This is a genomic window from Undibacterium sp. GW821-FHT11B02, from assembly GCF_058808955.1.
The window spans coordinates 418,808-430,549 of the sequence record NZ_JBXASD010000002.1 but is presented as its reverse complement, the minus strand read 5'-3'; the positions used below and the strand labels follow the sequence as shown (position 1 = coordinate 430,549).

Below are 11,742 nucleotides of genomic sequence, written 5' to 3'. Positions count from 1 at the left end.
TGTTAAAAATTTATAAATCGGATTATTTCAACGAATAAGATTTGGAGATAGAATTTAGGAAGAGTGGCGACAACCTTTGATGAAAATTACCTAAAAAACATCTAAAATTTCAAAGATAAATACTTGTTTGATAATTTATATGTCAAAGCCACAAGGCTGAATGAGAAAAAGAGAGAGCGAAAGGTTTATGATGTCAGCTTGACTCAAATGAATGTGGAAGCGAGCCGGAAAGAGTTCCGGTTTTGTTTTTATTATTAAAAGGATATGCATGAAACCTGCCATTCTTGTTGCGCGCGCTATTTTTCCTGAAGTATTGACCCGGTTGTCTGGGTATTTTGAAGTTGAATCAAACCAGGATGATGTGATTTTTACACCTGCTGAGTTGGTGGCGAAGTTGAAGGGGAAGGCTGGTACCCTGGCGACGGCCAGTGCCAAAATCAATACTGAGCTATTGCAACAATTGCCAGATTTAAAAATGGTCGCCAGCATGGCCGTGGGTTATGACAATATTGATGTGGCGGCCTGCACTGCGCATGGCGTCATGGCCAGCAATACGCCGGAAGTCTTGAATGAAACGACCGCGGATTTCGGCTGGGCGTTGTTGATGGCAACGGCCAGACGGGTGACGGAATCGGAGCACTGGTTGCGTGCCGGTCACTGGACCAAGTGGCGTTATGACTCTTTCCTGGGGACGGATGTGCATGGTGCCACTCTGGGCATTATCGGCATGGGCAGGATAGGGCAGGCCATAGCGCGCCGCTCTATGGGTTTTGATATGAAAGTCATGTATCACAATCGTTCACGTCTGACTCCGGAACAAGAGGCGCATGCAAATCATGCCCAATATGTCAGCAAGGAAGAATTGCTGACCCAGGCTGATCATGTGGTACTGGTCTTGCCATATTCACCGGCTTCGCATCATTGCATAGGCGCGGCTGAAATTGAATTGATGAAGCCCAGTGCGACTCTCGTTAATCTGGCGCGTGGCGGTATTGTGGATGATCAGGCCTTGATAGCGGCTTTACGCAAGCACAGGATTGCAGCGGCAGGTCTGGATGTGTTTGAGAATGAACCCAAATTTCACCCAGACTTTTTAACGCTGCAAAATGTGGTGCTGACACCGCACATCGCCAGCGCTTCAGAGGCGACCCGGCGGGCGATGGCGAATCGCGCTGCAGATAATCTAATTGCAGGCCTGACCGAGGGCAGGCCACGCGACTGGCTAAACCCTGTAGCTTAATCCTTGAGTTCGTTGATCAGATCAACATATTGCTGCATCGCGGCTTCCTGGGTGGTGCCTTTCAGTTCAGCCCAGGCATCAAACTTGGCGCGACCGACAAAATCGGTCATACCAGGACGGTCGCCAGTGACATCGCCGCCACTGCCTTGCTTGAACAGGGCATAAATTTTAAGCAGGGTCATGTTGTCCGGACGTTCTGGCAGATTTTTGGAATCGGCCAGTGCCTGGTTGAATTGTTCTTGTAAGCTCATTGTGGTCTCCAGCGTAATAGTGAGGAGTACAAAAATAGCATGAAGACATGCGGGCAGGGCGGTTTTGCGCTAGAGGTTTCCCTCCAGCGCAGAACTTAATTGACGATCAGTGCAGGGTAGGTTCGGCACCGCAGCAGGCTTTGTATTTTTTACCGCTACCGCAGGGGCAGGGATCATTTCTGCCAACCTTGGGGGCATCACGCTTTACTGTGGTTACGCCGGATTTGCGTAAAGGTGCCCAGAAACGGCGTATGGCGGGGATAGATGCTTCCAGTGTCAATGCCAGCGCATGGCATTTTTCTGGTGTATCGACGAATTTCAATTCCTCTTCTTCGATTTCTTCTGCACCCAGCAGGTAGATAGGTTGTAGCAGAGGGCCAATTTCTTCTGATTCCCAGGCGGCTTCCCAGGCTTCTTCGCGCAATTGCATGCCTTCCCAGAAGCCCCAGGCCCAGGTTTCACCGTCTATCAATTCCTTGCCATTTTGTTCCATGACGCAAAACAGGGGTTCATATTCCTGTGGCGCAACTTCAAAGGTGATCTGGATTTCATTCATGAAACGTGCCACCAGACCGGTGATGCGCTGCATTTCTTTGTCGTTCTTGAACTTGGGTTCGCCCTGATCGGGCAAGCCCCATACCAGTGGCAGCCATTCGGCCATCGGTATCATTTCTGGCCCCAGAGCGATGGCGGTCAGGTAACCGTGCAGGGCATCCATGGTCATGCCATCGTCGCCGACCTTGTCCGACATCAGGAATTTGTCGAGTTCATTGAATTCTTTGTCGCTTAAAGGTTCGTCGAGATGCATGGATCACTCTTGAATTGGAGATTGAAAATACCGGCAGTTTAGCGCTTTGTTTGGCGGCTGTGCAGGTCTTTTGTGCTGTGCAGGCGTCGGCACACGTACAATAGCCACCATGACAAATACCAATCTCCCAGACTCTTTTGCCGGTTTGACCCCTGAACTGGTGCTGGACGCTGTTGAAAGCAGCGGCCTGCGCAGCGATGGCCGCATGCTGGCCTTGAATAGCTATGAAAACCGGGTCTATCAGATAGGCATAGAAGACGATGTACCTGTCGTCGTCAAATTTTACCGCCCCTTGCGCTGGACGGATACTGCCATCAACGAAGAACATGATTTTGTACGTGAGTTGCTGCAACATGAAATCCCGGTGGTCGGTGCAATGCAGGCAGCAGATGGCAGCAGCCTGCGCCATTATCAGGGCTTTCGTTTTGCCCTGTTTGCCAGGCAGAGTGGCCGCGCGCCGGAAACCGGGGATGCAGCAACTTTGGAATGGCTGGGGCGTTTTATTGGCCGCATCCACGCTGTAGGTGCCCTTGCCACCTATCATGAGCGACCAGCAATTAACCCGGAAACCTTTGGTGTGCAGCCGCGTGCCTGGTTGCTGGCACATGACTTTATCCCGCCTGATCTGTTGCCAGCCTATGAAAGTGTCAGCCAGCAGGCATTGGATGGCATACAGCGTTGCTACGAGCGTGCAGGGGCCACGCAGCAATTGCGCCTGCATGGCGATTGCCATCTGGGGAATGTGCTGTGGGTAGAATCCGGCGCTCAGGCTGGCCCGCATTTTGTGGATTTTGATGATAGCCGCATGGGGCCGGGCATACAGGATTTATGGATGCTGCTGTCGGGTGACCGTCAGGAAATGCAGCGGCAATTGACAGATATCCTGGCTGGTTATGAGGATTTTTTTGAATTTGACAGCCGTCAGCTCTACCTGATAGAGGCATTGCGTACCTTGCGCCTGATTCATTATTCCGCGTGGCTGGCGCAGCGCTGGAGCGATCCTGCCTTTCCTGCAGCATTTCCCTGGTTTAACAGTCAACGGTATTGGCAAGACCGTATTTTGGAATTACGCGAACAAGTCGCCTTGATGGAAGAGGCACCCCTGTGGCCGGTTTGACGTAATTTCACCCGGAATCTGCAAAGAAAATCAGTCTGTCCTGTAAAATTCGGGCAAATGATCAACTTTGATGGAAATGCACCATGACGCAAGATGAATTAAAACTGGCAGTGGCCCAGGCTGCCATAGCCTATGTGGTTGAAAACGAAATTGTTGGCGTAGGCACAGGTTCGACGGCTAATTTTTTTATAGATGAACTGGCCAAGATCAAGCACAAGATCAAGGCGGCAGTTGCCTCATCCGAAGCAACCGCAGCACGTTTGCGTGGGCATGGCATTACTGTGCTGGATTTGAACGAAGTGGTGTCCATGCCAGTCTATATTGATGGCGCTGATGAAATTACCCCGCAAGGGGCCATGATCAAGGGTGGCGGTGCCGCATTGACACGTGAAAAAATCGTTGCCTCGGTCGCTGAAAAATTTATTTGCATCGCTGATGGTTCAAAGCTGGTGGACAAGCTGGGCAAGTTCCCCTTGCCGGTGGAGGTGATACCGATGTCGCATGCCGTTGTCGCCCGCAAGCTCAATGCCCTGGGTGGCGAGGCGCGTTTGCGCATGAAAGATAGCCAGCCCTTGTTGACCGACAATGGCAATATGATATTGGATCTACATGGCTTGCAGATCGCCGACCCTGTGGCGCTGGAAGCGACGATTAATAATATCGTTGGTGTGGTGACCGTGGGTCTGTTTGCACAGCAGGGTGCCAATGTCTGTCTGCTGGGGACCAGTGAAGGCGTTAAAACCTTGCAGTTCTGACGCGATTGGCTTCAAGTATTGATCCCAACAAAAAGCCCGCTGAATAGCGGGCTTTTTGTTGGGTGCTGATTGATGTTAGTCAGTCAGGCATTTATTCGCTTGGCGGCACATAACCAGAAGCGGCATCGGCACCATCACCAAAGAAATGCTTTTCCATCTGGGTTGCCAGATATTTGCGGGCGCGGGTATCGGCCAGGTTCAGGCGGTTTTCATTGACCAGCATGGTCTGATGCTTGAGCCAGGCGGCCCAGGCTTCTTTGGACACACTTTCATAAATCCTTTTACCCAATTCACCTGGATAAGGGGGGAAATCCAGACCTTCGGCTTCTTTGTCTAATTTGATGCAGTGGACCGTACGGGCCATGGTGTTACTCCTTTTGCTAAATCTCGAAAACAGCGTGATTATACGGCTTGTAACCTAGAGTTGCTTGATCAGGACCAATGATTTACGTTGCCAGTTATACATTTTTTGTTTGTCCTTGGGCAAATCATCGAATGAGGCATTGACGAAACCACGTTTCAGGAACCAGTGTGCAGTGCGTGTAGTCAGTACAAACAGGCTGTGGAAACCGGCGCGGCGTGCCCGTTTTTCCATATGTTTGAGAATGCGTTCGCCATCGCCCTGGCTTTGTACGTCTGGGTTGACGGTCAGGCAAGCCATTTCTGCCATTTTTTCAAAAGGGAATGGGTACAGGGCGGCGCAGCCAAAGATCACGCCGTCATGTTCTATCACGGAGAAATAATTGATTTCGCGTTCTATCAGTTCGCGCCCGCGTTTTACCAGTGTGCCGTCGGCTTCCAGTGGTTCTATCAGTTTGATGATGCCGCCTACATCTTCAATCGTGGCTTCACGCAGGCTTTCCAGGTTTTCTGACGACACCATGGTGCCGACGCCATCATGAGTAAATAATTCCAGCAGGGCAGATCCATCCATCTCGTAAGGCACGATATGTATCCGTGGTACGCCGCCACGTGAAGCCTTGACGGCATGTTCCAGATAAAAAGCCGAATCCAGTGGCAAATAGTTGGCTTTTAACTCTTGCTCAGCCTGCACGAAAGACAATTCCCGGATTTCATCATTTTCCTGATCCTTCATCATTGGCGTCTCAGTGATGAAAATCAGTTTATCGGCACGCAAGGCGGTGGCAGTTGATACAGCCACGTCTTCCATGGTCAGGTTGAAGGCTTCACCGGTGGGCGAGAAACCCAGGGGGCCAAGCAATACCAGATTGCCGGCATCCAGAATGCGGTGGATGGTGTCATACGCCACTTTGCGGGCAATACCGGTCAACTGGAAATCCACACCGCCAACGATACCTATCGGTTTGGCGGTGACAAAATTGCCTGAAATGATGCGGATGGCCGAATGCGCCATGGGTGTATTTGGCAAACCCTGGCTGAATGCGGCTTCAATATCCAGTCGCAATTCGCCAGCGGCCTCTTTCGAGCATTCGAGCGCTGCGGTATCGGTAATGCGTATGCCATTATGAAAACTGCCTTCGACATTACGCAAGGCCAGTTGTTCGGCAACCTGGGGTCGTGAACCATGGACGATGACAACTTTTATGCCAAGGGCATGTAACAGCGATAAATCCTGAGCCAGTACCGGCAGTGCACCTGCCATGACCAGCTCACCCGGAAAGGCGACCACGAAGGTCTTTCCACGGAAGGCATGAATATACGGCGCGACCGAGCGCAGCCATTGAACGAATTGAACGGGATTTTCCATCCGCCAATTATAATCTGAGACGCGAAAACAGATGACCATCCAACGTGGTCGAATTTCCACATTGTTGTCATTAAGGCTTTTGAGCCAGTTTGTGGCACGCTTATGGCATGTTTATGAGTGCATGCCGAACACGGGTGCTTTAGTGGTAGGCAGCTTTAATCCTTTCAAGTTTGCTGGCATATAGATTCTGGGCTTTATGGGTGGTGCTGTTGGCTTGTGCCAGCGTCAGTTCTTCTATCGCGTCAGAGGTTTCGCCCAGTTTTAAATGGGCAAGTGCCAGCCATAAGTGAAATTCGTCATAATTCGGGTCGCGTTTGATTTCTCGTTTGAACAGCGCTTTGGCTTCTGTATAAGCTCCCCTGTCCATGGCTGCCAGGCCAAGATTAAAGAAATGGAAGGGCGCATTCGGTTGTAAGCTTTCCAGGCGGCTGGCATAGACTTGCGCTTCAGTTTGGCGGTCGGCTTTGCGCAACACTTCAATCAGGTTGCTGAGAGCCATGGTGTTTTCTGTCTCCGTCCCCAGAATTTGCTTGAACACGCTTTCAGCCAGTGCCAGATCGCCATGCTGTCTATACACTACGCCCAGGGTATTGTAGGCAGCTAAAAACTCTGGGTCGCTAGTCAGGGCAGCGCGGGCAAACCAGTAAGCATCGTTAATTTGGTGTTGGGCCAGCGATTCGGCTGCACGGTTATTGAAGTACATGGCTATCACCGTGGCTTCGCGTATCAGGTCGGCACGTTGACCTCGCAGGTCCTTGGGCGGGAGGAAGTCTATCACCATTGACTGGCTGTATTCCTGTGTAAAGAACCGGAATCCTGATTTGTTTCCCAATACAATATTGACATGTCCTGCAGCAAAGTAAATGTCATTGTTACGGCTCCAGGATTCGTTCATCAGGATATTTTGATATTGCACTTCCATACCCAATTCTTTTGCCAATGCGGCTGTCATCAATACCAGTGACAGGCAATTGCCGGAACGGGCCTTGAATGCCTGTGCTGCGTTGCGTGTTATTTCGGCATCATATTCAAGTTTGATCTGACCTTTGGTAGACAGTGCATCAAACAATGCCTTTTGAGGAGATTTTCCATGTAACTGTGAAGCGATATCGTTTTTTAGATAGGCGCGCATTTCCGGGCTGAGCGCCAGGACATCTTCGGCATTGATGGTTTTTGATGCCGGGCTAAAGCCCTGGTCATGCAATTGGATATGACTTAATTTCTGGCTGGGCTGGCTGGCGCAGGCGGCTAGCAAACTGGTGAAGAGCAGGATGATCCAGGTTTTCATTTTGTCCCCCAACACGGCTGGATTTTGACTGGAACGCATTCATTATGATCGATGAAATCCGTTCTGGCACAGACTGTTACGCTGATACGCAAGTGGAACCTGGTTACAGTTAAATGCAGTCTCAAATTCTGGTTTCATTCATTATAGGATAAATAAAGAAGGGATTTGTTTATATGATTTGTCGCTTGTTGCTAAAGCCGAATACTGTTGCTTTGACGGGATCAAAACAGCTGTGTTATGGCAAACAGTGCAACATTTCCTGTGCAGCGTAAAAATCTGGGATAATGCGCAGCGCTATGTCTTCAAATCAAACACCTAAAAACTCCCTCAAAAAAGCAATGCCCGGTGCGATAGATGGTTTATCGGGATTGCGAGAGCTTCGACAACAATTGCGTGAAACCACCGCGAAGTCTGAAGTACCGGAAAACAAACCGCTCAATTCCAATGTTAGCGGTGCTGGACAGGATCGTCCGCCAAAAGTGCAGCAGGGGCGGCAGCAAGGGTCTCGCCAGCAGTCAGCCCGGCCGCGGGCCAGTGGCACAGAAAACGGTGTAGAAAACCATAGGGAAAATAAGCGACAAAAACCAACTGCTCCAGCCAAAGAAGAGCCAGCTTTACCTTTTCGCAATGTCTTGCCGCCCATTACCTTCCCGGAAGAATTGCCGGTATCCGGCAAGCGGGCAGAGATTGCCGAGGCTTTGCAAAAACACCAGGTCATTATCGTTTGTGGCGAAACAGGCTCAGGCAAGACCACGCAATTGCCAAAAATCTGCCTTGAACTGGGACGTGGGCAAAAAGGCTTGATAGGCCATACCCAGCCGCGCCGCATTGCCGCGTCGTCAACTGCCAAGCGTATTGCCCAGGAATTGAATTCACCACTGGGTGAGCATGTCGGCTTTAAAGTCCGGTTTACCGATACCCTGAGCAAGGGTGCATCCGTCAAGCTGATGACTGACGGTATCTTGCTGGCAGAAACCCAGACTGATCCGCTGTTAAGACAATATGACACTATCATCATTGATGAAGCACATGAACGCAGTCTGAATATTGATTTCCTGCTTGGTTACCTGAAGCAATTGCTACCCAAGCGCCGTGACCTGAAGATCATCATCACTTCAGCGACGATAGATGCCCAGCGCTTTGCCAATCATTTTGCGGATACCCGGAACGGTGAGCCCAAGCCGGCACCCGTGATCGAAGTGTCAGGTCGTTTGTACCCAGTAGAGTTGCGCTATCGCCCCATACAGGATACAGAAAAAGATAAAGAGCGCGATTTGATGACGGCGATTACCGATGCCGTCGATGAACTGTGTCGCGTCGGTTCTGGTGACGTATTGGTGTTTTTGCCGGGTGAGCGTGAAATTCGCGATGCCGCTGAAGCATTGCGTAAACACCATCCCCCACACGTGGAGATTTTGCCGCTGTTCGCCCGTTTGTCGGCGCAAGAGCAAGAGAGGGTATTCAAGACTTCAAATGCACGGCGCATCGTGCTGGCAACCAATGTGGCAGAAACCTCGTTGACCGTGCCAGGTATACGCTATGTCGTCGATGCCGGTCTGGCCCGTGTCAAGCGCTACAGTTACAGAAATAAAGTTGAGCAATTGCAGATAGAGGCTGTCGCCCAGTCGGCTGCCAATCAGCGCGCCGGTCGCTGCGGTCGCGTTGCGGCGGGTGTGTGCATACGGCTGTTCGATGAGCAGGATTATCTGCAAAGGCCAAAATTTACCGAACCTGAGATTTTACGATCGTCGTTGGCTGCTGTCATCTTACGCATGAAGTCCTTGCGCCTGACGGATGTTGAGACTTTTCCTTTCATCGAGCCACCACCGGGCCGGGCGATTGCTGACGGTTATCAGCTATTGCAGGAACTGGGGGCTATGGATGAAGTCAATCAGTTAACGCCGGTTGGCAGGCAACTCGCCAAACTGCCGCTGGACCCGCGTGTGGGCCGCATGATTTTGGCAGCGCGCGACAATCAGGCCCTGCAGGAAGTGTTGATCATTGCTGCTGCCTTGTCGGTGCAAGACCCGCGTGACCGTCCTATGGAAGCCCAGGCTGCGGCGGATATGGCGCATAAGAAATTTGCCGATGAAAAATCCGAATTCCAGTCTTACCTGAAAATCTGGAAATGGTTTGAAGATGCCATCGAACACAAAAAAACCAATCGCCAGTTGCAAGACAATTGCCGGGCCAATTTCTTAAGCCAGATGCGCTTGCGCGAATGGCGTGAAGTGCATTCGCAATTGCTGACCATCGTCAAAGAGCAGGGCTGGCGTTTGAATGAAGCACCTGCCACCTATGAGCAATTGCATTTATCCCTGTTGACGGGCTTGCTGGGCAATATAGGTTACAAGTCAGATGAAGAAGCGCATTATCTCGGCGCACGTGGTATCAAGTTTTATATCTGGCCCGGCTCTACCATGGCCAAGAAAGCCGGACGCTGGATCATGGCGGCTGAGCTGGTGGATACCACACGCCTGTATGGTCGCTGCATCGCCCAGATCAATCCGGAATGGCTGGAAAAAATCGGTGAACATCTGCTGAAAAAATCTTATGGTGAACCGCGCTGGGAAAAACGTGCTGGTCAGGTATCGGCCTTTGAACGCGCTACCCTGTATGGTCTGGTGGTGTATAGCCAGCGCCGCACCCAGTATGGATTGACGCATCCGGTAGAGGCGCGTGAGATGTTTATCCGCGATGCTTTGGTGGAAGGCGAATTTGATACCCGTGCCCCGTTCTTTGCGTATAACCAGAAACTGGTGCGCGAGATTGAAAATCTCGAACACAAATCCCGTCGCCTGGACGTGCTGGTGGATGAAGAGCTGATCGTGGCTTTTTATGATCAGATCTTGCCAGCCGATGTATGGAACGCCGTTCTGTTTGAACAATGGCATAAGGAAGCCACAAAGGCTAATCCCAAGCTCTTGTACCTGAACAAGGACGAGTTGATGCGCCATGAGGCGGCAGGCGTCACCACGGATTTATTCCCCAAGACAATGCAGGTCTCGGGTGTAGCTTTGCAGCTCAGTTATCACTTTGAACCTGGCAGCCCACGCGATGGCGTGACCCTGACCGTGCCACTGTTTTCTCTGAATCAGGTATCGGCAGACCGCTGTGAATGGCTGGTGCCCGGCATGCTCAAAGAAAAGGTGCATTTGCTGATTAAGTCTTTGCCGCAAAAGATACGTCGCCATTGTGTACCCATCCCAGAATATGCGGCAGGTTTCTGTGAGCGTAATGATTTTGGTAAAGGCAATTTCCTTGACGCAGTGATTGCCGACATACGCGAACAAAAAGGCTTGTTGTGCAAGACCACGGATTTTAAATTCGAAACAGTACCCGTGCATTTGACGATGAATTTCAAAGTCGTCGATGAACATGGACGCCAACTGGAAATGGGCCGCAATCTGGCCAGCCTGCGGGCAGAATTTGGTGGGCAGGCACGCGAGAGCTTCCAGCGCATTGCCAGTGCCGAGAAACTGGCTTTGCTGGATACAAATCCAGTTGCGACCAAACAGGCTGTTGTCGCAGAAGACAAGTCAGTCCGCACTGCTGGAAAACCTGCAACTGCGAGCATTCAGACAAGCGCCGCGGTACCGGCATTCAAACAGGAAAATTTGACCGCATGGACCTTTGACAGTTTGCCTGAATTGCTGGAAGTTCAGCAAGGCAAACAAACTTTGATTGGTTATCCGGCTTTGGTGGATAAGCTCACGCATTGTCATATAGAAGTGTTTGATGACCCGGATGAAGCCGCTCGCGTGCATCGCATTGGCTTGCGACGGCTGTTTGCCTTGCAGTTGAAAGAGCAGATCAAGTTCCTGGAAAAAAATATCCCTGGTTTGCAACAAATGGGGATGCAATTCATGGCGCTGGGTTCGCAGGAAGAATTGCGTGACCAGATTATCCAGGTCGCCATAGAAAGTGCTTTCCTGCAAAGCCCTTTGCCTGCCAATTCGGGCGAATTTAACAAGCGCCGTGACGAAGGCAAGGCAAGGCTGAACTTGCTGGCAAATGAAATTGCCCGTACTGCAGCTCAGATTCTGGCCGAATACCATGGCTTACCCAAGAAGCTGCAAGGCATCAAGGCGCATGCGCAGGCTGCCGCCGATATGCAGAGACAGTTGCAGATGCTGGTGACCAAGCACTTTATTGCGGATAATGATTTCACCCAGTTGTCGCACTTCCCGCGTTATCTGAAAGCAATCACGGTACGCATGGACAAGCTGCGCGCTGACCCCGCGCGTGACCAGAAACTGCTGGCTGAATGGAATAGCGTTGCGCAAGCATGGCAGCGTCATCCGCGCAAGACGGGTGTTGACGCCGATCCTAAATTGCTGGAATTTCGCTGGTTGCTGGAAGAGTTGAGGGTGTCGCTGTTTGCCCAGGAACTGCGTACGCCCATGCCAGTGTCTGTCAAGCGACTGCAAAAGGTGTGGGAAAGTCTGCAACGATGATCATGGATGACAAGGTTCTCAATGTCATGGCCGCAGGCAAACCTTGTTTGCTTGCGGTATGCTGACGGCTTTTCACTGATCACTGGCAATTTTTCAT

Annotated in this window: 9 protein-coding genes; 4 read left to right on the top strand and 5 right to left on the bottom strand. The window is 51.1% G+C overall.

Features of this window, described 5'->3' with window-relative positions:
* The first annotated feature begins 268 nt into the window (after positions 1–268).
* On the top strand, positions 269–1,240 hold the full coding sequence (locus AC1RVX_RS05180) for a 2-hydroxyacid dehydrogenase (protein ID WP_493215504.1): 972 nt from the start codon (positions 269–271) through the stop codon (positions 1,238–1,240).
* On the opposite strand, the gene AC1RVX_RS05175 is transcribed toward AC1RVX_RS05180, so the two are convergent.
* Both AC1RVX_RS05175 and AC1RVX_RS05170 read right to left on the bottom strand, forming a co-directional pair.
* Positions 1,237–1,491, bottom strand: a complete 255-nt coding sequence (locus tag AC1RVX_RS05175; protein WP_493215503.1) for an acyl-CoA-binding protein — start codon at positions 1,489–1,491, stop codon at positions 1,237–1,239. The genes AC1RVX_RS05180 and AC1RVX_RS05175 overlap by 4 nt on opposite strands.
* Positions 1,492–1,597: 106 nt before the next feature.
* The gene (locus tag AC1RVX_RS05170; protein ID WP_493215502.1) at positions 1,598–2,299 is read right to left on the bottom strand and encodes a UPF0149 family protein; all 702 of its coding nucleotides are present in this window, start codon (positions 2,297–2,299) and stop codon (positions 1,598–1,600) included.
* A gap of 109 nt (positions 2,300–2,408) precedes the next feature.
* Here AC1RVX_RS05170 and AC1RVX_RS05165 point away from each other — a divergent pair, with 109 nt between their 5' ends.
* Both AC1RVX_RS05165 and rpiA read left to right on the top strand, forming a co-directional pair.
* The gene (locus AC1RVX_RS05165) at positions 2,409–3,416 is read left to right on the top strand and encodes a serine/threonine protein kinase (protein WP_493215501.1); all 1,008 of its coding nucleotides are present in this window, start codon (positions 2,409–2,411) and stop codon (positions 3,414–3,416) included.
* An 83-nt stretch (positions 3,417–3,499) separates the two neighbouring features.
* On the top strand, positions 3,500–4,171 hold the full coding sequence (gene rpiA / locus AC1RVX_RS05160; protein ID WP_493215500.1) for a ribose-5-phosphate isomerase RpiA: 672 nt from the start codon (positions 3,500–3,502) through the stop codon (positions 4,169–4,171).
* A gap of 91 nt (positions 4,172–4,262) precedes the next feature.
* Here the strand turns inward: rpiA and AC1RVX_RS05155 are convergent, their stop codons facing one another.
* From AC1RVX_RS05155 to AC1RVX_RS05145, 3 genes are all read right to left on the bottom strand, one after another.
* Positions 4,263–4,535: an oxidative damage protection protein gene (locus AC1RVX_RS05155; protein WP_422990318.1), complete on the bottom strand. Its 273-nt coding sequence runs from the start codon at positions 4,533–4,535 to the stop codon at positions 4,263–4,265.
* A gap of 54 nt (positions 4,536–4,589) precedes the next feature.
* Positions 4,590–5,900, bottom strand: a complete 1,311-nt coding sequence (argA, locus tag AC1RVX_RS05150; protein ID WP_493215499.1) for an amino-acid N-acetyltransferase — start codon at positions 5,898–5,900, stop codon at positions 4,590–4,592.
* 139 nt (positions 5,901–6,039) lie between these two features.
* Positions 6,040–7,188, bottom strand: a complete 1,149-nt coding sequence (locus AC1RVX_RS05145; protein WP_493215498.1) for a tetratricopeptide repeat protein — start codon at positions 7,186–7,188, stop codon at positions 6,040–6,042.
* A 296-nt stretch (positions 7,189–7,484) separates the two neighbouring features.
* Here AC1RVX_RS05145 and hrpA point away from each other — a divergent pair, with 296 nt between their 5' ends.
* Positions 7,485–11,645, top strand: a complete 4,161-nt coding sequence (gene hrpA, locus AC1RVX_RS05140; RefSeq protein WP_493215497.1) for an ATP-dependent RNA helicase HrpA — start codon at positions 7,485–7,487, stop codon at positions 11,643–11,645.
* Positions 11,646–11,742 lie beyond the last annotated feature (97 nt).